Source organism: Candidatus Competibacter phosphatis, from assembly GCF_012939995.1.
GTDB lineage: Bacteria > Pseudomonadota > Gammaproteobacteria > Competibacterales > Competibacteraceae > Competibacter > Competibacter phosphatis.
On the sequence record NZ_SPMZ01000054.1, the window covers coordinates 1 to 21,584 of the forward strand.

General features: G+C 61.2%; 14 protein-coding genes, 1 tRNA gene and 3 pseudogenes. 13 read left to right on the forward strand and 5 right to left on the reverse strand.

Annotation, left to right across the window (positions count from 1 at the left end; all coding sequences use genetic code 11):
• From E4P82_RS16065 to E4P82_RS16125, 13 genes and pseudogenes are all read left to right on the forward strand, one after another.
• Positions 1-357, forward strand: a 357-nt coding sequence (locus E4P82_RS16065) for an EF-Tu C-terminal domain-related protein (RefSeq protein WP_478219233.1), incomplete at its 5' end; no start/stop codon positions are given.
• 55 nt (positions 358-412) lie between these two features.
• Positions 413-488: transfer RNA gene (locus E4P82_RS16070), tRNA-Trp, on the forward strand.
• A gap of 79 nt (positions 489-567) precedes the next feature.
• Entirely contained in the window at positions 568-942 is a 375-nt protein-coding gene (gene secE, locus E4P82_RS16075) for a preprotein translocase subunit SecE (RefSeq protein ID WP_169249836.1), read from the forward strand.
• Between the two features lie 11 nt (positions 943-953).
• Positions 954-1,493 carry a transcription termination/antitermination protein NusG gene (nusG, locus tag E4P82_RS16080; RefSeq protein ID WP_169249837.1) on the forward strand — a complete coding sequence of 180 codons (540 nt, stop codon included), beginning with the start codon at positions 954-956 and terminating at the stop codon, positions 1,491-1,493.
• Between the two features lie 123 nt (positions 1,494-1,616).
• Positions 1,617-2,022, forward strand: a pseudogene (gene rplK, locus E4P82_RS16085) (50S ribosomal protein L11).
• Position 2,023: 1 nt separating this feature from the next.
• Positions 2,024-2,719 carry a 50S ribosomal protein L1 gene (gene rplA / locus E4P82_RS16090; protein WP_169249838.1) on the forward strand — a complete coding sequence of 232 codons (696 nt, stop codon included), beginning with the start codon at positions 2,024-2,026 and terminating at the stop codon, positions 2,717-2,719.
• Between the two features lie 219 nt (positions 2,720-2,938).
• Positions 2,939-3,472: a 50S ribosomal protein L10 gene (rplJ, locus tag E4P82_RS16095; protein WP_169249839.1), complete on the forward strand. Its 534-nt coding sequence runs from the start codon at positions 2,939-2,941 to the stop codon at positions 3,470-3,472.
• 72 nt (positions 3,473-3,544) lie between these two features.
• A complete protein-coding gene (rplL, locus tag E4P82_RS16100) occupies positions 3,545-3,916 on the forward strand; it encodes a 50S ribosomal protein L7/L12 (protein WP_169249840.1) in 372 nt (123 codons plus the stop codon).
• Positions 3,917-4,136: 220 nt separating this feature from the next.
• Positions 4,137-8,300 carry a DNA-directed RNA polymerase subunit beta gene (rpoB, locus tag E4P82_RS16105; RefSeq protein WP_169249841.1) on the forward strand — a complete coding sequence of 1,388 codons (4,164 nt, stop codon included), beginning with the start codon at positions 4,137-4,139 and terminating at the stop codon, positions 8,298-8,300.
• Positions 8,301-8,358: 58 nt separating this feature from the next.
• A pseudogene (rpoC, locus tag E4P82_RS16110) lies at positions 8,359-12,607 on the forward strand (DNA-directed RNA polymerase subunit beta').
• Positions 12,608-12,738: 131 nt separating this feature from the next.
• Positions 12,739-13,623: an ABC transporter ATP-binding protein gene (locus tag E4P82_RS16115; protein ID WP_169249842.1), complete on the forward strand. Its 885-nt coding sequence runs from the start codon at positions 12,739-12,741 to the stop codon at positions 13,621-13,623.
• A complete protein-coding gene (locus E4P82_RS16120; protein ID WP_169249843.1) occupies positions 13,620-14,627 on the forward strand; it encodes an ABC transporter permease in 1,008 nt (335 codons plus the stop codon). The genes E4P82_RS16115 and E4P82_RS16120 overlap by 4 nt, the downstream gene beginning before the upstream one ends.
• 85 nt (positions 14,628-14,712) lie before the next feature.
• Complete coding sequence (locus E4P82_RS16125) at positions 14,713-16,518, forward strand: PHA/PHB synthase family protein (RefSeq protein WP_169249844.1); 1,806 nt, start codon at positions 14,713-14,715, stop codon at positions 16,516-16,518.
• On the opposite strand, the gene E4P82_RS23780 is transcribed toward E4P82_RS16125, so the two are convergent.
• The 5 genes and pseudogenes from E4P82_RS23780 to E4P82_RS16145 all read right to left on the reverse strand — a co-directional run bounded on the left by E4P82_RS23780 (position 16,496) and on the right by E4P82_RS16145 (position 21,305).
• Complete coding sequence (locus tag E4P82_RS23780) at positions 16,496-16,750, reverse strand: hypothetical protein (RefSeq protein WP_420887131.1); 255 nt, start codon at positions 16,748-16,750, stop codon at positions 16,496-16,498. The genes E4P82_RS16125 and E4P82_RS23780 overlap by 23 nt on opposite strands.
• On the reverse strand, positions 16,680-20,087 hold the full coding sequence (gene dnaE, locus E4P82_RS16130; protein WP_420887132.1) for a DNA polymerase III subunit alpha: 3,408 nt from the start codon (positions 20,085-20,087) through the stop codon (positions 16,680-16,682). Before dnaE ends, E4P82_RS23780 begins: the two co-directional genes overlap by 71 nt.
• Positions 20,084-20,680 carry a ribonuclease HII gene (rnhB, locus tag E4P82_RS16135; RefSeq protein WP_169249845.1) on the reverse strand — a complete coding sequence of 199 codons (597 nt, stop codon included), beginning with the start codon at positions 20,678-20,680 and terminating at the stop codon, positions 20,084-20,086. Before rnhB ends, dnaE begins: the two co-directional genes overlap by 4 nt.
• Positions 20,681-20,711: 31 nt before the next feature.
• A pseudogene (gene vapC / locus E4P82_RS16140) lies at positions 20,712-21,114 on the reverse strand (type II toxin-antitoxin system VapC family toxin).
• On the reverse strand, positions 21,114-21,305 hold the full coding sequence (locus E4P82_RS16145) for a type II toxin-antitoxin system VapB family antitoxin (protein WP_169249846.1): 192 nt from the start codon (positions 21,303-21,305) through the stop codon (positions 21,114-21,116). Before E4P82_RS16145 ends, vapC begins: the two are co-directional and overlap by 1 nt.
• Positions 21,306-21,584: the final 279 nt, after the last annotated feature.

Genomic DNA, 21,584 nt, shown 5'->3' on the forward strand with positions numbered 1-21,584 from the left:
GTCCTGCTGCGCGGCACCAAGCGGGACGACGTCGAACGCGGCCAAGTGCTGGCCAAGCCCGGCACCATCACCCCGCACACCAACTTCGAAGCCGAAGTCTACGTCCTGGGCAAGGAAGAAGGCGGGCGGCACACGCCGTTCTTCAAGGGCTACCGGCCGCAATTCTACTTCCGCACCACCGACGTTACCGGCTCGGTCGACCTGCCCGAGGGCGTCGAAATGGTGATGCCCGGCGACAACGTGCGGATCGTGGTCAGTCTGATCGCGCCGATCGCCATGGACGAAGGTCTGCGCTTCGCCATTCGCGAGGGTGGGCGCACCGTCGGCGCCGGCGTCGTCGCTAAAGTGATCGAGTGAGCCTTAGTCATACATCTGGGTGGGTCTTGTACCAGGAATCCACCCCTTAAGTTACAGGCCAGTAGCTCAATTGGCAGAGCAGCGGTCTCCAAAACCGCAGGTTGGGGGTTCGATTCCCTCCTGGCCTGCCATCATCATGGCATGCCCCGCTTCCCACTCCGTCCGTTTGGCGGGGTGGGAATTCCTTGGAACGTGTAAACCAAGACCCGCATGAACCCGACAAAACCCGAACCGCAAACGGTCAATCGCGCCGATACGTTCAAGCTCCTGGCCGCAGGCACCATCGTCCTGGTCGCGCTGGTGGTTTTTTATGCTTTTGCGAATCATTCGCTGCTGGCTCGGGTGATCGGTTTGCTAGCGGCGGCCGGCGCGGCGGTGGCTATCGCCCTGAAAACTGAACCCGGCGCGGAAACCGTGGAGTTCGTCAGAGGTGCTCGTTCCGAACTGCGCAAGGTGGTCTGGCCAACGCGTGCCGAAACCACGCAAACCACTCTGATCGTGATCGCCATGGTCGTCATCATGGGCGTGCTGCTGTGGTTGTTCGACGTACTGCTACTGTGGCTGGTTCGGCTGATCACCGGCTAGCGGAGCGTCCAATGGCAATGCGATGGTATGTGGTGCAGGCTTATTCCGGTTTCGAGCAACACGTCAAGCGCTCGTTGCTGGAACGCATCAATCGTGAAGCCATCACCGAGCGCTTCGGTCAGATTCTGGTGCCCACCGAGGAAGTCGTGGAAATGCGCGACGGACAGAAGCGCAAGAGCGATCGCAAATTCTTTCCGGGCTACGTGCTGGTACAGATGGAAATGGACAATGAGACCTGGCACTTGGTCCGTAGCGTTCCCAAGGTACTCGGCTTCATTGGAGGGACCAGCGACAAACCGGCACCGATTTCGGAAAAGGAAGCGCAAACCATTCTGCAACGGATTCAGGACGGCGTCGACAAGCCTAAGCCCAAAGTACTGTACGAACCTGGTGAAATGGTGCGTGTCACCGACGGCCCCTTCAATGATTTCGAGGGCGTGGTCGAGGAAGTGAACTACGAAAAAAGCCGGCTGCGCGTCGGCGTGATGATTTTCGGCCGAACGACCCCGGTCGAACTCGAATTCAGTCAGGTCGAGAAAGTATCCCACTGACCGGTGTTCATCGGTCGATTTTCCGCCCGTCCGCCCGTCCGGACGGCTCATTCGGGGAGCCGCGAGGCGCTTGTACCCGACAGGAGTCATAATGGCAAAAAAAAGTTTCAAGCCTACGTTAAATTGCAGGTCGCCGCCGCCAAGGCCAACCCCAGCCCTCCCCGTCGGTCCGGCGCTAGGTCAGCACGGGGTCAACATCATGGAGTTCTGCAAGGCATTCAATGCCCAGACCCAGAATCTGGAGCCTGGCCTGCCGATTCCGGTGGTGATCACGGTCTACAGCGACCGCAGTTTCACATTCATCATGAAGACCCCACCGGCCACGGTGCTGTTGAAGAAGGCGCTGGGGATCGATAAGGGCAGCCCCACGCCCAACACCAAGAAAATTGGCACGGTCACTCGCGCCCAATTGGAAGAGGTGGCCAAAGCCAAGATGCCCGACCTGACCGCCGCCGACCTCGACGCTGCGGTACGCACCATCGCCGGCAGCGCCCGTTCCATGGGTCTCGACGTTCGCGAGGAGGCATGACATGGCCAAGATCTCCAAACGCATGCAAGCGATTCGCGCCAAGCTGACCCCAGGGAAATTCCATCCGATCGAGGAAGCCTTCGAACTGCTCAAGGAACTGCCTGGCGCCAAGTTCAGGGAATCGGTGGACGTGGCCGTCAACTTGGGCGTGGACCCGCGCAAATCCGACCAGGTGGTGCGCAGCGCCACGGTGCTGCCGCACGGGACCGGTAAGACGGTGCGGGTGGCGGTATTCGCGCAAGGCGCCAACGCCGACGCCGCCCACGCCGCCGGCGCCGATGTGGTCGGCTTCGAGGATCTAGCCGAATCGGTGAAAGCCGGCAATCTTGACTTCGACGTGGTGATCGCCGCACCGGATGCCATGCGGATAGTGGGCCAGCTCGGCAAAATTCTCGGCCCGCGCGGCTTGATGCCCAACCCCAAGGTCGGTACCGTGACACCCGACGTGGCGGGGGCCATCCGCAACGCCAAGGCGGGACAGGTTCGCTATCGCACCGACAAGGCCGGCATCATCCACTGCACCATCGGCAAGCTGGATTTCGCCTCCGATCAGTTGCGGGAAAACTTGCAGGCACTGTTGCACGATTTGCAGAAGATCAAGCCCGCGACGTCCAAGGGCGTCTACATCCGTCGAGTCACTGTGTCCACCACCATGGGACCAGGTCTCGCCGTGGATCAAACCACACTGTCATTCTGAACCGTCTCCCGGCATGGCGCCGGGGATGGAACAAGGAACTTTGGGCCAGCCGGGAATCGATCCCGGCTAGCGTCAAAGACCGCGGGCGCCGTCAGGCTCAATGGTTTCCGGTCATGACCGGAACAGCCCGCGCAGACGGTCAGGCCCTTCCGGATGATTCCTGGTAAGGCCGCCGCTCCCATTCTCCGCGATAGCGGAGAAAAACCACGAGGTAATGCGATGAGTCTCAATCTGGCAGAAAAACAGGCTGTGGTGGCTGAAGTCGCCAAAGTAGCTGCCAGTGCGCACTCCGCGATCGCCGCCGAGTACCGTGGACTGAGCGTGGCTCAGCTCACGGCCCTGCGTGTAAAAGCGCGGGAAACCGGCGTTTATCTGCGCGTTGTCAAGAACACCCTGGCACGGCGTGCCGTGCAGGGGACCGAGTTCGAGTGCCTGCAGCCCAACTTGGTGGGACCGCTGATTCTGGCGTTCTCCCAGGAAGAGCCTGGCGCGGCGGCGCGGATATTCAAGGAATTTCTTAAGGAGAAAGCCAACGACAAGCTGGTCATCAAGACGCTGGCGGTCGGTGGACAGGCCTTTCCAGCCAGCGAATTGGATCGCTTGGCCAGCCTGCCGACCCGCGACGAGGCGATCAGTCTGTTCATGGCCTGCCTGCGGGCGCCGCTCGACAAGTTCGCGCGGACTCTCAATGAAATTCCCGGCAAGTTGGTGCGCACGATCGAAGCCGTCCGGCGGCAGAAGGAAGCCGCCTGACCGTTTTGGCAAGACAACCTGATTGATGGCAGTCAGAATTTTTAGCATTTTTTATCCAGGAGTAAATCTGCAATGGCCGTTTCCAAACAAGAAATGCTGGACACTATCGCCGGCATGACCGTGATGGAAATCGTGGATCTGATTTCCGCGATGGAAGAGAAGTTTGGCGTTACCGCCGCCGCCGCCGTGGCAGCGGCTCCGGCCGCCGCCGCCGCCGCGCCGGTCGAGGAAAAGACCGAGTTCGACGTAGTCATGTCCAGCTTCGGCGAAAAGAAAGTGGAGGTGATCAAGGTGGTGCGTGCCCTGACCGGTCTGGGCTTGAAGGAAGCCAAGGATCTGGTGGAAGGCGTGCCCTCCATGATCAAGGAAGGCATTCCCAAGGCCGAAGCCGAGGATATCAAGAAAAAGCTGGAGGAAGCCGGCGCCAAGGTCGACATCAAGTAAACGCCGCGCTGCTCCCCTTTGATGGGATCTCGTTGCGCAACATTTTCTGGCTTGGACGGACTCGAACGGGAACGGCTGGTGGCTTCGGGCTGCCGGCCTGTTTCCGTTTTGAGCCTGTCAGGGAAAACCGCCGTTTCGGCTCGCGGAACAGCGAACCGAGGCTGGCAATGGAATTAGGCGGCTCCCGCCCTTGGCTGGTACTTCCGTGAGAGGAATCCCGATGGCCTACACTTTTACTGAAAAGAGACGTATCCGTAAAGACTTCGGCAAACGCCCCAGCATTCTCGAAGTGCCCTACCTGCTGGCGATCCAACTGGATTCCTACCGCGAGTTCCTGCAAGCCGAGGTGCCGCCAGGAGAACGCCAGGTGGCGGGATTGCACGCCGCTTTTCGCTCGGTATTCCCCATCGTCAGCTATTCGGGCAACGCGCGGCTGGAGTATGTCAGCTATCGGCTGGGCGAACCGGTGTTCGACGTCCGCGAATGCCAGTTGCGCGGACTGACTTACGCTGCGCCGCTGCGAGTGCGGCTGCGGCTGGTGCTGATGGACAAGGACGCCGAGGCCGGTACCCATAAAATCAAGGACATCAAGGAAAACGAAGTCTACATGGGCGAACTGCCGCTGATGACCGATAACGGCACCTTCGTCATCAATGGCACCGAACGGGTGATCGTCTCGCAGTTGCACCGCTCGCCTGGCGTGTTCTTCGACCACGACAAGGGCAAGACGCACTCCTCCGGCAAGCTGCTGTTTTCGGCGCGGGTCATCCCCTACCGCGGCTCCTGGCTGGATTTCGAATTCGACGTCAAGGACATCGTGTACGCGCGCATCGACCGACGCCGCAAGCTGCCGGTCACCATCCTGTTGCGGGCGCTGTTCGACGAGCCCAATCCGAACGATCCCAACGCCATTAGCGTCAATGAGCGGATTCTCGGTCTCTTCTTCGACACCAACACGGTCCGGATCGAGGACGATCAGTTCCACCTGGATCTGGTGCCGGAGCGTCTGCAAGGCGAAACCGCCGGTTTCGACATCATGATCGGGGATCGCGTGCTGCTCAAGGCGGGCGAGCGCGTCAAGGCCAAGCACGTCCGCGACCTGGACAAGGCCGGCGTGCAACGCCTGCGGGTGCCGAGCGAATATCTGGTCGGCAAGATTCTGGCTCACGACCTGCGCGATCCGGAAACCGGTGAGCAACTGGCGCAGGCCAACGACGAATTGACGCCGGATAAGCTGGAAAAGATCCAGACCAGCGGCATCACCGAATTCCAGACCTTGTATGTCAATGAGGTCAATCGCGGCCCGTACCTGTCCAATACCTTGCGCGCCGACCCGACCCGCAGTCAGTGGGACGCCCAGGTGGAAATCTATCGGATGATGCGCCCTGGCGAACCGCCGACCAAGGACGCCGCTCAACGCCTGCTGCACGATCTGTTCTTCTCGGCCGAGCGCTACGATCTATCCGATGTCGGCCGCATGAAATTCGACAGCAGGGTCAGTCATCGGCGGGCGCCGATGCCGGGCGTGCCGACCAAGGAACACCCGCCCGGGGTGTTATCCATGGAAGACATTCTGGCCGTGCTCAAGGTGCTGATCGACATCCGTAACGGCAACGGTCAGGTCGATGACATCGACCACCTTGGCAACCGCCGCATCCGCTGCGTCGGCGAGATGACCGAAAACGTGTTCCGAATCGGCCTGGTCCGGGTCGAGCGCGCGGTCAAGGAGCGGCTGAGCCTGGCTGAATCCGAAGGATTGACCCCACAGGATCTGATCAACGCCAAGCCGGTCGGCGCCGCCATCAAGGAATTCTTCGGTTCTTCGCAACTGTCGCAGTTCATGGACCAGAACAACCCCTTGTCCGAGGTCACCCACAAACGCCGGGTGTCGGCGTTGGGGCCCGGTGGCCTGACCCGCGAACGGGCCGGATTCGAGGTGCGCGACGTACACGCCACCCACTACGGCCGGGTCTGCCCGATCGAAACCCCGGAAGGTCCGAACATTGGTCTGATCAACTCGCTGGCGGTCTATGCCCGCACCAACGCCTATGGCTTCCTGGAAACGCCCTACCGGCGGGTGGTGGATGGCCACGTCACCGACCAGATCGATTATCTGTCGGCCATCGAGGAAGGCCAGTACGTCATTGCTCAGGCCAACGCTCCGCTCGATTTTGATGGGCGGCTGACCGACGATCTGGTCTCCTGCCGCCATCTGAACGAATTCACCCTGACCGCTCCGGACAAGGTGCAGTACATGGATGTGTCGCCCAAGCAGATCGTCTCGGTAGCGGCAGCGCTGATCCCGTTCCTGGAGCACGACGACGCCAACCGCGCGCTGATGGGCTCCAACATGCAGCGTCAGGCCGTGCCGACCCTGCGCGCCGAAAAGCCGCTGGTCGGCACTGGTATGGAGCGGATCGTGGCGCGCGATTCCGGGGTGTGCGTGATTGCCCGTCGCGGCGGCCGGGTGGATTCGGTGGATGCCGGCCGCATCGTGGTGCGGGTCAACGATGCCGAAACCGAAGCCGGCGAACCGGGCGTGGACATCTACAACCTGACCAAGTACACCCGCTCCAATCAGAACACCTGCATCAACCAGCGACCGTTGGTCCACGTCGACGACATCGTGGCGCGCGGCGACGTACTGGCCGACGGCCCGTCCACCGATCTGGGTGAGTTGGCGCTGGGCCAGAATCTGCTGGTCGCCTTCATGCCCTGGAACGGCTACAACTTCGAGGACTCGATCCTGATCTCCGAGCGAGTGGTGCAGGAAGACCGTTTCACCACCATCCACATCGAGGAACTATCCTGTGTCGCCCGCGACACCAAGCTGGGTCCCGAGGAGATTACCGCCGATATCCCCAACGTCGGCGAAAGCGCGCTGGCACGGCTAGACGAAGCCGGCATCGTCTATATCGGTGCCGAAGTCAAGGCCGGCGACATCCTGGTCGGCAAGGTCACGCCCAAGGGCGAGACCCAATTGACGCCGGAAGAAAAATTGTTGCGGGCGATCTTCGGCGAGAAGGCTTCGGATGTGAAGGACACCTCGTTGCGGGTTCCTTCGGGCATGGACGGCACGGTGATCGATGTCCGGGTATTCACGCGCGACGGGGTGGAAAAGGATTCCCGTGCCCAGCAAATCGAGGAAACGGAACTGAAACGGATCCGCAAGGACCTGAACGACCAGATGCGGATCCTGGAGGACGACCTGTACCAGCGCATGGAGCGGATGCTGGTCGGCCAAACGGCCGAAGGTGGACCTCATGGCCTGCATGGCGGCGCGACCGTCACGCTCGATTATCTGAGCGCCCTACGGCGCGAGCAGTGGTTTCACATTCGGATGCAAGCCGAGGAGTTGAACGAGCAACTGGAAAAGATCAACCGACAACTGGATCAGCAGCGCAAGGATTTCGACCAGAAGTTCGAGGAAAAACGCCGCAAGCTGACTCAGGGCGATGACTTGGCTCCAGGCGTGCTCAAGATGGTCAAGGTCTACTTGGCCGTCAAACGCCGCGTCCAGCCGGGCGACAAGATGGCCGGTCGTCACGGAAACAAGGGCGTGGTGTCGATGATCGTGCCGCAGGAAGACATGCCTTATCTGGAAGATGGCACACCGGTCGATATCGTGCTGAACCCGCTGGGAGTACCCTCGCGGATGAATGTCGGCCAGGTGCTGGAAACCCATCTGGGCTGGGCCGCCAAGGGCCTGGGGATCAAGATTGGCCGCTTGCTGGACGCGCAGGCACAACTCGCCGACGCGCGCGCGCTCCTGGATCAGATTTACAACCAGGTTGGCGGGCAAGGTGTCGATTTTCAGCAGTTCGACGACACGGAGCTACTGGCGCTGTGCCGTAACCTGCGCGGCGGCGTGCCGATCGCCACACCGGTATTCGACGGCGCCACCGAGGAGGAAATGCGCGAGTTGCTGCGGCTGGCGGGGCTCTCGGAAACCGGTCAGAGCACACTGTACGACGGTCGCACCGGCGATCCCTTCGAACGACCGGTGACGGTCGGCTATATGTACATGCTCAAGCTGAACCACCTGGTGGACGACAAGATGCATGCCCGCTCAACCGGTCCCTACAGCCTGGTCACGCAGCAGCCGCTGGGCGGCAAGGCGCAATTCGGCGGCCAGCGCTTCGGCGAAATGGAAGTCTGGGCGCTGGAAGCCTACGGTGCGTCCTATACCTTGCAGGAAATGCTGACGGTGAAATCGGACGACGTCAACGGCCGCACCAAGGTCTACAAGAACATCGTGGACGGTAACCACCGGATGGAAGCCGGCATGCCTGAATCGTTCAACGTGCTGGTCAAGGAAATCCGTTCTCTGAGTATCAATATCGAGCTGGAAAGCGATGTGGCGCCGCCGACGCGCAACGAGTGAGGCCGCCGGACCCGCCGCCGGTTGTGGCGGCGTCATGCAATCCCGTGGGTGAGAGATGATGAAAGAGCTGCTGAACCCGTTCAAGACCTTTGACGAGATCGAGGACTTCGACGCCATCCGCATCGGGCTAGCCTCGCCGGAGATGATCCGGGCCTGGAGTTGCGGCGAGGTGAAGAAACCCGAGACCATCAACTATCGGACCTTCAAGCCGGAGCGCGACGGGCTGTTCTGCGCCAAGATCTTCGGCCCGACCAAGGACTACGAGTGCCTGTGCGGCAAGTATAAGCGGCTCAAGCACCGTGGGGTGGTCTGCGAGAAATGCGGGGTGGAAGTCACGTTGGCCAAGGTGCGGCGCGAGCGGATGGGCCATATCGAACTGGCCAGCCCGGTGGCCCATATCTGGTTCTTGAAATCGCTGCCCTCGCGCATCGGCCTGTTGCTGGACATGACTCTGCGCGACATCGAGCGAGTGCTGTATTTCGAATCCTACGTGGTCATCGACCCCGGCATGACGCAAACGCTGGAAAAAGGTCAGATGCTCACCGACGAAGCCTATCTGGACGCAGTCGAGCAGTACGGCGACGAGTTCGATGCCCGGATGGGAGCCGAGGCGGTTCACCAGTTGCTGCATTCACTGGATTTGAAGGAACTGGTGGTGAAACTGCGCCAGGAAATCCTCGAATGCAGCTCCGAGACCAAACTCAAACGCCTGTCCAAGCGCCTCAAGCTGGTGGAATCCTTCCTCAACTCCGGTAACAAACCGGAATGGATGGTGCTGACCGTGCTACCGGTACTGCCGCCCGATCTGCGGCCGCTGGTGCCACTGGACGGCGGGCGCTTCGCCACCTCCGACCTCAACGACCTCTATCGCCGGGTGATCAACCGCAACAACCGGCTTAAGCGACTGCTAGAACTCTCGGCCCCGGACATCATCGTCCGCAACGAAAAACGCATGTTGCAGGAAGCGGTCGACTCGCTGCTGGACAACGGTCGCCGTGGGCGTGCCATCACCGGCAGCAACAAACGGCCGCTGAAGTCGCTGGCCGACATGATCAAGGGCAAGCAGGGCCGCTTCCGCCAGAACCTGCTCGGCAAGCGAGTGGACTACTCCGGTCGTTCGGTGATCGTGGTCGGCCCCACCCTGCGCCTGCACCAATGCGGACTGCCGAAGAAGATGGCGCTGGAGCTGTTCAAGCCGTTCATCTTCAGCAAGCTGCAATTCCGTAACATGTCCACCACCATCAAGGCCGCCAAGAAAATGGTGGAGCGCGAGGAACCGGTGGTGTGGGACATCCTGGAAGAGGTGATCCGCGAGCATCCGGTGTTGCTCAACCGTGCGCCCACCTTGCACCGGCTGGGCATCCAGGCCTTCGAACCAACCTTGATCGAAGGCAAGGCCATCCAATTGCACCCGCTGGTCTGCACCGCCTTCAACGCCGACTTCGACGGCGACCAGATGGCGGTGCATGTCCCGCTGTCCATCGAGGCGCAGCTCGAAGCCCGGGCGCTGATGATGTCCACCAACAACATCCTCAGCCCGGCCAACGGCGAGCCGATCATCGTCCCATCCCAGGATGTGGTGCTCGGTCTGTATTACCTGACCCGCGAGCGGATCAACGCCAAGGGCGAAGGCATGGTGTTCTCCGGTCTCAAGGAAGTGCATCGCGCCTACGAAAATCGGCAGGTGGAGCTTCACGCCTGGATCGAGGCACGCCTGCCCCAAGAAGAACTCGACGAGGAGGGCCACACCCGCACCGTACTGAAACGGGTCAAGACCACCGCCGGGCGCGTGCTGTTGTCCGACATCCTGCCCGCCGGCCTACCCTTCGATCTGGTCAACCGGGCGCTGACCAAAAAAAGCCGTGTCCCGATTGATCAACGAATGCTACCGGCGGCTGGGGTTGAAAGACACCGTGATCTTCGCCGATCAGTTGATGTACACCGGTTTTCATTACGCCACCCGCTCCGGCTCCTCGATCGGCTTCGAAGACTTCCAGATTCCGGCCAAGAAAACCGAGCTGCTGGAAAAAGCCGAACAGGAAGTCAAGGAAATCGACGACCAGTACACCTCCGGGCTGGTGACCAAGGGCGAGCGCTACAACAAGGTGGTGGATATCTGGTCGCGCACCAACGACCAGGTCGCCAAGGCGATGATGGACAATCTGGGCTCCGAAACGGTGATTGACCGCGAAGGCAAGGAAGTCCGCCAACCTTCTCTCAACCCCGTGTTCATGATGGCCGACTCCGGTGCTCGTGGTTCGGCGGCGCAGATCCGCCAATTGGCCGGCATGCGCGGGCTGATGGCCAAGCCGTCCGGCGAGATCATCGAGACCCCGATCAAGGCCAACTTCCGCGAAGGTCTGAGCGTGCTGGAGTACTTCATCTCCACCCACGGCGCCCGCAAGGGCCTGGCCGATACCGCGCTCAAGACCGCCAATTCCGGTTATCTGACCCGGCGGCTGGTGGATGTGGCCCAGGATCTGGTGGTGACCGAACCGGACTGCGGCACCAACGAAGGACTGTGGATGACGCCCGTGGTCGAGGAAGGCGATATCAAGGAACCGCTGCGCGACCGAGTGCTAGGTCGGACGGTGGCCCAGGACGTCTTTCAGCCGGGTAGCGACGATATCGCCATTCCCGCCGGCACCCTGCTGGACGAGCAAGGCGTGGCCATGCTCGACGAACTCGGCATCGATCGCATTCGGGTACGCTCGGCCATCACCTGCCGGACCCGCTACGGGGTGTGCGCCACCTGCTACGGTCGCGACCTGGCGCGCGGTCACCGCGTCAACAGCGGCGAGGCGGTGGGCGTGATCGCCGCCCAATCCATCGGCGAACCCGGCACCCAGCTCACCATGCGCACCTTCCATATCGGCGGGGCGGCCTCGCGGACCACGGTGAGCAACAGCGTGCAGATCAAATCGCGAGGGACCTTGCGGCTGCACAAGATGAAGGTGGCGCAGCGCCGGGACGGCAACCTGGTGACAGTCTCTCGCTCGGGCGAAATCACCCTGGTGGACGACCAGGGCCGCGAGCGGGAACGCTACAAGGTCCCCTACGGCGCGGAACTGACGGTCAAGGATGGTGATACGATTGATGCGGGTCAGGTCATCGCCCGCTGGGATCCCTACACCCATCCGATCGTCACCGAGGTGGCCGGTTCGGTGCGCTTTGCCGAATTCGAGGAAGGCATCACCGTGCAACGGCACGCCGACGAAATGACCGGCCTGACCAGCCTGGTGGTCATGGACCCCAAGCAGCGCGGTGCGCAGGGCAAGGACAAGCGGCCACTGGTGCGGCTGGTGGATGCCTACGGCAACGATCTGTTCATCCCCGGCACCAGTAACCTGGCGCAATATCCGCTGCCGGCCGGCGCCATCGTCAACCTGGCCGACGGCGCCGAAGTGGCGGTGGGCGACATCATCGCCCGCATCCCGCAGGAGTCTTCCAAGACTCGCGACATCACCGGCGGTCTGCCACGAGTGGCCGACCTGTTCGAAGCCCGCAAACCCAAGGAACAGGCCATCCTCGCCGAGAAATCCGGCATCATCGAGTTCGGCAAGGAGACCAAGGGCAAGCAGCGACTGGTGATCCGCGACAAGGGCGGCGATGTGCTCTACGAGGAATTGATTCCGAAGTGGCGGCACGTCGGTGTGTTCGACGGCGAGTACGTCGAGCAGGGTGAAATGATCGCTGACGGCGAACCCAACCCACACGACATCCTGCGCTTGCTCGGGGTGCAGGAACTGGCCGCCTATCTGGTCAAGGAAATTCAGGACGTCTACCGGGTGCAGGGCGTCAAGATCAACGATAAGCATATCGAAGTGATCATTCGCCAGATGCTGCGCAAGGTCGATGTCATCGATCCGGGCGAAACGCCTTTCATCAAGGGTGAGCAGATCGAGCGCACCCGCGGGCTGGAAGAGAACGATCGGGCCGAAGCCGAAGGCCGGGTCAAGGCGATTTGGCAACCGATTCTGCTGGGCATCACCAAGGCATCGCTGGCCACCGAGTCGTTCATCTCCGCCGCCTCGTTCCAGGAAACCACCCGGGTGCTGACCGAAGCGGCGGTACGCGGGTTACGCGATGATCTACGCGGACTGAAGGAAAATGTAATCGTCGGTCGGCTGATCCCAGCCGGCACCGGCTTGGCCTACCACCTGCAACGGCGACAAGGCTGGATTCCGAGTCAGCTCACCCTCAACAGCAGTCATATGTTCGAGAGCGGCGAATCCGAAGTCAAAGTCATCGGCGATGACGACAAGAACGACGACAGCGAGGTCGACTCGAAAGACCTGACCGCATAGCTCGGAACCACCGAGGCGCTGAAGGAAGGCGGGGGACGCGTGACGAAACCCGCCTTTTTTCTTGCGGTCTTTTCCTCCTGGCCAATCCGTCACGCCCAGCACATTCCCCTCGATTCCAGTCGGTAAACTCCATGAACGCCTTGCTGGAAACCCGCAATCTGGTCAAGCACTTTCGCGGGGTCAATGCCGTGAACGGCATCGACCTCGCCATTCCGACCGGTTGCTGCTTCGGCCTGCTCGGCCCCAACGGCGCGGGCAAAACCACCACGGTCGAGATGCTGGAAGGCATTCAGCAACCGACCGCTGGCGACATCCGTTATCGTGGCGAGGCTCTGGGAGCGCGCTTTCGCCAGGAAGTCGGCATCATGTTCCAATCCACGGCGCTGCAGGATTTCATCACCGGCCGCGAAAACCTGCGGATGTTCGGCAACTTCTATACCCGGACCCTACCGTTCGGCGAATTGATCGAAGCCTGCGCGCTGGGCGAATTTCTCGACCGCGATACCCGCAAGCTGTCCGGCGGCCAGCGTCAACGGCTGCTGTTGGCCATCGCCCTGGTCAACGACCCGGAACTGATTTTCCTGGACGAACCCACCACTGGCCTCGATCCGCAGGCCCGCCGTAATTTCTGGGAACTGATCCACCGCATCAAGGCACGCGGCAAGACCATCCTGCTCACCACCCATTACATGGAAGAGGCTTACCACCTGTGCGACGAAATCGCCATCATGGACCATGGCCGAATCATTGCCCAAGGCACGCCGCACGAACTACTGGAAGCCCATTTCGATGACGTGGTGCTGCAATTGCCGGCGGCGGACTTTCCCGATCCGCCTCCCCCGCTATCGCACACCGTGGTGCGCGGCCAGAATTCGGTGGAAATTCTGACCCGCGACGTCACCGCCGCCATCCGCGAATTGCTGGCTGGCGACATCTCGCTAACGCGGTTGCAGATCCGGCCGCGCACCCTGGAGGATCTGTTCCTGGAACTGACTGGCCGGGAGTTGCGGGCGTGAGTTTCAAACGCTTCTGGACGGTGTTCGTGCACCGCAACTGGGAATTCCTGCGCGATCGTTCTTCGTTGACCTGGAACCTGCTGTTCCCTATTTCCCTGATCGCCGGCTTCACCTTCGCTTTTTCCGGTCCAGGCTTGGACCTTTACAAAGTGGGGCTGCTCAACGATACCGGCGACCGTAACGGCAGCGAATTCTTCCAGACCCGCTACATCCGTTTCATCCCCATCACCGATCCGAGCGCCGCGCTGACCAAGGTCGAACGCCACCAGCTCGACATGCTGCTCGACCCTGCCGGGCGGCGCTACTGGATCAACGAGGAATCGCCGAAAGGCTACGTGCTGGAGCGGATACTGCGCGGCGCCGACGCCCCACCGACCTTCCACAAACAAAGCGTGAGCGGCCGCGTCATCCGCTATGTGGATTGGGTGCTACCCGGCGTGCTGGCGATGAACATGATGTTCAGTTGCCTGTTCGGGGTCGGCTACGTGATCGTGCGCTACCGCAAGAATGGGATGCTCAAGCGCCTCAAGGCCACCCCGCTGCGACCGCTGGAATTTCTTTCCGCCCAAATCCTTTCACGACTGCTGCTGGTCCTGGTCTCAACCGTGCTGGTATTCATCGGTACCGACCTGTTCGTCGGTTTTGCCATGTTCGGCTCTTATCTCGCCCTGTTCGTGGTGTTTGCGCTCGGCGCGGTCAGCCTGCTCAGCCTCGGGTTGCTGGTTGCCGCCCGCGCCACCAGCGAGGAATTGGCGGCAGGGCTCCTGAATGCCCTGAGTTGGCCCATGACCTTTCTGTCGGGGGTCTGGTTTTCGCTGGAAGGTGTGCATCCCTTTTTACAGCAGTGCGCCCAACTGGCGCCGCTGACCCATATCATCGATGCCTCGCGGGCGATCATGATCGATGGCGCCAGTCTGGCGGATGTTTCCGGACATCTGCTGGTACTGGCCGCGATGAGCCTGGGCTGCATGCTCATCGGCGCCTGGATGTTTCGGTGGGAGTAAGCGATCGACCAAACCATGGCATGAAGCATCGCGGTTACCCTCGCCTATAATTATGGGATTACCATGACCAAAGTGAGGTATCCCCATGACCACACCCTCTGCGTCGCCCTCCCCCGACAGCAAGAAACCCGATTACAACAAACTCGCTCAGAATTTTTCTAAGATCATCGAACAGAGCCAGCGGGTACTACAGGAATTCCTCAAGCGCCAGGAAAGCGGTGATCAGCTTCCGATCATGGACCCGGCCATCATTAGCAAGTCCTTTCAGGAACTGTTCGACAAGCTGCTGAAAAACCCGGAACAACTGATTGAGGCTCAAGTCAATTTCTGGAAAAACTATCTTGATCTGTGGCAGGCCACCTCCCAACGGATGCAGGGCAAGGAAAGCAAACCACTCATTGAGCCGTCGCCCGGCGACAAACGCTTCAAGGATGCGCAATGGGCGGAAAACGCGGTCTTCGATTTCATCAAGCAATCCTATCTGCTCGCCGCCGACAACCTGCAGGGACTGGTGCGCAAGGTTGAGGGACTGGACGACAAGACCGCCCGCAAGGTGCAGTTCTACACCCGCCAGTTCGTGGACGCGATGGCGCCCACGAACTTCGTGCTGACCAATCCGACCGTCCTGCAAACCACGCTCGATTCGGGCGGGGACAATCTGGTCAAGGGTCTCCAGAATCTGCTGGAAGATCTGGAACGCGGTCGCGGTCAGTTGCAGATCAAGATGACCGATCTCAAGGCCTTCAAGCCGGGCGAGAACATTGCGGTCACACCAGGCAAGGTCATCTTTCAGAACGAGTTGCTGCAACTGGTTCAATACAACCCCAGCACCCCGACCGTGCACCAGCGACCGTTCCTGTTCGTCTCGCCCTGGATCAACAAGTTCTACATCATGGACATGCGGCCCAAGAACTCCATGGTCAAGTGGATGGTGGACCAGGGCTTCACGGTGTTCATGACCTCCTGGGTTAACCCGGACGAGCGACTGGCGCACAAGAAGTTCGAGGACTACATGCTGTCCATCGTGGAGGCGATGGACGCCATCGAGCAGGCCACCGGCGAGCGAGAAATCAATACCGCCGGTTACTGTCTGGGTGGGACTATCCTGCTGAGCACGCTGGCCTATCTTGCCGCCAAGAAAGACCAGCGGGTGAAAAGCGCCATCTGCTTCGCCTGCATGACCGATTTCAGCGAGCCGGGCGAATTGGAAGTATTCATCGACGAGGAATTGATCACTCTGCTGGAAAAACAGATGGGCGATCGTGGCTATCTGGATGGCAGCCAGATGGCCGGCGTGTTCAGCATGTTGCGCGCCAACGATCTGATCTGGTACTTCGTGGTCAACAATTACCTGATGGGCAACGATCCCTACCCCTTCGATCTGCTGTACTGGAACTCCGATTCCACCCGGATGCCGCGAGACATGCACAGTTTCTACGTGCGCAACATGTATCAGAAGAACTTGCTGCGCGAGCCGGGCGGCATCACCCTGGCAGGCGTGCCGATCGACCTGCGCCAGATCAAGACGCCGGTCTGCTTCCTGTCGGCCTACGAAGATCACATCGCCCCGTGGACTTCCACCTATGCCGGCACCCAACTGGTCGGCGGCCCGGTGAAGTTCGTGCTGAGCGGGTCCGGGCATATCGCCGGGGTCATCAATCCGGCCTCGTCCGACAAGTACGGCTTCTGGCTCAATCCCAATACCCCACCGAATCCCGACGACTGGTTCAAGGACGCGGTCCAGCAGGAAGGCTCCTGGTGGCCGGATTGGCTGACCTGGCTGCAACCACACGCCGGCCCGCAAGTACCGGCCCGCACGCCAGGCGACGGTAAACTGCAACCGATCGAGGACGCGCCAGGTTCCTACGTCAAGATGCGTTACGATCAGTAAGCAGCTGCGGGTCGTACAACAACCGCACTGCCTCCGCGCCGGCCAGCTCCCGCAGCCGGCGCAATAGCGCCTCGCACGGCTTGACCCGCCAGTCCGAACCGAATGCCAGTTCCACCCGCGCGCCGGAACCGACGTATTCCACCCATACCGCGCAGCGGCCGTCAGCGCGATGCTCGGCCAGCACGCCGGCCAGATCCCGCAACGCACCCGAAGCGCACTGTTCCGCGTCCAAGCGTAGTTGCAGCCGTCGGGCTCGTTCGGCGCGCCCCCCCGTCCAGATCCAGCACCCGTTCGACGTTCAGCCTTGTAGTCTGGTTGAACTCGTCCCAACCCAAACTCCCCTGCACCAACAGAATGGCGTCCTCGACGATCAGCGACCGATGCTGTTCGTACACTTCGGGAAAGATGCGCAGTTCCATCCGCCCGCCGCCGTCATCCAAGGTGACGAAAGCGATTCGCCCGCCCCGGTTGGCGTTGCGGGTCCGCAGGCTGACCACCAGTCCAGCGACGGTCAACGAACGCTCGTTGCCTCGACGTGAACCTCCGCCGTTCTCGTTCAGATCACGCAGCCGGGTCGCGCCCAGCGCCTCCAACTCCGACTTCAAGCGATTGATCGGATGACCGGTCAGGTACACCCCCAGCGTCTCTTTCTCGCCGCGCAACCGCTCCTCTTCGTCCCATTCCCGCCGGACATGATTCCCCGAGCACTCCGCCAGCGGCATTGTCGTGCAACCCGGTTGTACCGGCTGGTCCGCACTTTCGAGGACAGCGCCATACGACGGCCGCGTCGGCGTTTCCTCGGCGGTGGCCAACCCGAACATATCGTTCTGGCCGGCGGCATCGTTGCGGGAATGCTGCTCGGCCAGTCGTAGCGCCTCCGGTAATTGCGCCATCAGCGTTGCCCGGTTGACGCCGAGTTCGTCGAAGGCCCCGGAACGGACCAGCGCTTCCAGCACCCGACGATTGAGCTTGCGCAAATCCACCCGCTGGCACAGGTCGAACAAATCGTGGTACGGCCCGCCTCGCTCCCGCTCGCGCCACAGCGCCTCGATGGCGCCCTCGCCTGCCCCCTTGATCGCGCCCAGACCGTACAAAATCTCGCCACTGGCGCCGACCGTGAAGCGGTACTCGGACACATTGATGGCTGGCGGCACCAACTTGAGGCCCATGCGGCGGCATTCCTCGATGAACACCACCACCTTGTCGGTCTTGTCCATGTCCGAGGACAGCACCGCCGCCATGAACGCCGCCGGATAATGGGCCTTCAGCCAGGCGGTCTGGTAAGACACCAGGGCATAGGCGGCGCTATGGCTTTTATTGAAGCCGTAACCCGCGAATTTCTCCATTAAATCAAATATGTAAGAAGCCGTTTCCGAATCGACTCGATGCTCGACCGATCCCTTGACGAAGGTCTCGCGCTGCTTGGCCATTTCCTCCGGCTTCTTCTTGCCCATGGCCCGACGCAGTAAATCCGCTCCTCCCAGGGTATAGCCCGCCAGTACCTGGGCAATCTGCATCACCTGTTCCTGATAGAGGATGACGCCGTAGGTGGGCTGGAGAATCGTCGCCAGCGTCGGATGGGGATATTCGATGCGGGCGCGGCCGTGCTTGCGGTCGATGAAATCGTCCACCATGCCCGATTGCAGCGGTCCCGGCCGAAACAGCGCCACCAGCGCCACGATGTCCTCGAAACAGTCCGGCTGCAAACGGCGGATCAGATCCTTCATGCCGCTGGATTCCAACTGGAACACCGCTGTGGTCTGGTGACGTTTCAACAGATCGAAGGCGAGCGCGTCGTCCAGGGGGATCGTGCCGATATCGAGCGGTGACTCACCCGTCGCCGCCCGCTCGCGATTGATGGTCCGCACCGCCCAGTCGATGATGGTCAGGGTCCGCAGGCCCAGGAAGTCGAATTTCACCAACCCGGCCGACTCGACGTCGTCCTTGTCGAACTGGGTGACCGCCCCAGCGTCGCCCTCTTCGCAGTACAGCGGCGAAAAATCGGTCAAGGTGGACGGCGCGATCACCACCCCGCCAGCGTGCTTGCCGACATTGCGCGCCAGCCCTTCCAGCTTGCGGGCCAAATCGATCAGGGCACGGACTTCCTCATCGTTTTCGTACAACCGGCGCAGTTCCGCTTCCTGTTCGATGGCCTTGTCCAAGGTCATGCCGATCTCGAAGGGAATCAGCTTGGCGATACGGTCGACATAGCCATAAGGATGACCTAGCACCCGGCCCACGTCGCGCACCACCGCCTTGGCCGCCATGGTGCCGTGGGTGGCGATCTGCGACACCCGGTCGCGGCCGTAGCGTTGGGCGACGTATTCGATCACCCGGTCGCGCCCTTCCATGCAGAAATCGATGTCGAAATCCGGCATCGACACCCGTTCGGGGTTGAGAAAACGCTCGAACAGCAGATCGTAGGCCAGCGGGTCCAGATCGGTGATTCCCAGCGCATAGGCCACCAGCGAGCCGGCGCCGGAACCGCGCCCCGGTCCGACCGGCACCCCGTTGGCGCGCGCCCATTGGATGAAGTCAGCTACGATCAGGAAGTAGCCGGGAAAGCCCATCTGAATGATGACTTTCAGTTCGATTTCCAGGCGTTGATCGTAAGGCCGGCGGCGTTCGACGCAATCGGGGGCGTCGGGATCGAACCAGCGTCGCAGCCGCTGTTCGAGGCCGACGCGGGCCTGGGCCGAGAAAAAATCGCCGATATTCGTGTCCGCCGGAATGGGGAAATCCGGCAGCACGTTCTTGCCCAGTTCCAGTTGCAGATTGCAGCGACGAGCGATTTCGACGCTATTTTCCAGCGCCTCCGGCACATCGGCGAACAATTCGGCCATCTCGGCCGACGAGCGCAGATATTGCTGGTCGCTATGGCGGCGTGGCCGGCGTGGATCGTCCAGGGTCACGCCATCGTGAATGCACACCCGAGTCTCGTGCGCCTCGAAATCCTCTCGTTGGAGGAAACAAACCTCGTTGGTCGCCACCACCGGCGTTCCGGTCGTCGCCGCCAAATCCAGGGCCGCTTCGAGATATTCTTCCTCCTGGGGTCGCCCAGTGCGTTGCAGCTCCAGATAAAAGCGTTCGGGGAATAGTTGCCACCACTCGGCCAGCCAGTTTCGGGCCTGCTTCGCCCGGTCGTTCAGCAGCGCTTGGCCCAGCTCGCCCTCACGACCGCCGGACAGGGCGATCAAACCCGCAGTGCTACCGGCCAGCCAGCGGTAGTCGATCATCGGCACGCCGCGCTGCTGGCCTTCAAGATAACCACGGCTGACCAGCCGGGTCAGGTGGCGATAGCCGGTCAGGTCTTGGCACAGCAGCACCAACCGCGCCGGGTCGTCGCCCCCCCGTCGCACCCAGACTTCCACACCGACGATCGGTTTGATGCCGGCGCCGAGCGCGGCCTTGTAGAACTTGATCAACGCAAACAGGTTGCTCATGTCGGTGACCGCCACGGCCGGCATGCCAGCGGCGGCCACCTGCTTGACCAGGCTCTTAATGCGGATCAGTCCATCCACCAGCGAGTATTCGGTGTGCAGGCGCAGGTGCACGAAGGGCGTGCTCATGCCTGTTCCTCAACAATGGCGGCTTGCAGCGCGGCGGCGACCGGCGCGAAGGAGCGGCGGTGTTCGGGGCAAGGACCGTAGCGGCGCAGCGCTTCCCGATGAACGGCGGTCGGGTAGCCCTTGTGCCGAGCGAAATCGTAGCGCGGATAACGGTCGTGCAATTCGCGCAATTCGGCGTCCCGCGTCACCTTGGCCAGGATCGAGGCGGCGCTGATCGCCGGCACGGTGGCATCGCCCTTGACGATGGCCGTGCAAGGGCAGGCCAGTGGCGGACAGTGCTTGCCGTCCACCAGCACTCGATCCGGGGTCATGGGCAAGGCTTCGACCGCCCGCTGCATCGCCAGCAGTGAAGCCTGAAAAATATTGAGCCGGTCGATTTCGGCGACCTCGGCTCGGCCCAGCGCCCAGGCCAGGGCGTTGGCGCGGATGCTCAGCGCCAGTCGTTCACGGCGGGCGGGGCTGAGTTTTTTGGAATCGGCCAGGCCGGCGATGGGACGAGCGGGGTCGAGGATGACGGCGGCGGCAATGACGGGGCCGGCCAGCGGGCCGCGCCCTACTTCGTCCACGCCGGCGATCAGAAGCGTGTCGGGCATGAGATTTTTTCAGGCTTCATCAAATGAATGTTTAACTCTGTACCATCGCGGAACGCATGCCGAGGCGTTCTACGAACGGCTCGAAATCGCGGTCGCTGTACAGCAAAGCATAATTTTTTTTCAATACAGAATGTTGCGATCAACGTGTTAATGGTTTTTCTGACCATTACGCCGAACAGCCGCAGGGTACGGAAGTGACGGGCGGCCTGAATGGCGATTTCCCGACCCCCAATTTCCACCACTTCCAGGGAGGTCAGCAGCTTGCGCGCCTGGTTAAAGTCTCGTTCGCTGTTGAATCCTTGCAGGACTTCAGTCAGGACGAGGTCTCCCACCGCCAAGGGCTCGCTGCCTAGCAGCGCGTCCAGACGCTCGGTCTGCACGGTGAGGGTCCCTCTGAAGTAGTCGATCCAGATGCTGGAATCGACCAGGATCATCAGTCGGTCCTCATGGCGTCGAGGTCGCCTTGCCAGTCGAGCTTGCCACGAAAGCGGCGGATTTCTTCCTGCTGGCGCAATCGCAACAAGGTGCGCAGGCCCAATTCAACGACCTCGCGCTTGGTCTTCAAACCCGTTACCCGCAAGGTCTCCTTCATGAGTTGATCGTCGATCACGATATTGGTACGCATGATGTGTATCTCTTGTTCGGTTTTTACACATCATAAGGTTTTGGATGGTGGGGCACAATCGGGCACGGGGGGACACCAGGGCAGCGCCGCTAAAGAAACCGCAGGGCATCGCGCGTCTGATTTCGAGAGGAAGAAGCCACCCTGAAATTCACAGCCAAGGTGAGACAAAAACCACTTGGCCTCTTGCTTGCTCATTTTCCGGGGATGCCGCTTGTATGGAACAGGATGTAGCGCTGATCCAGTTGCATAAGTGCGTTTAATACGAATGTTATAATTTTT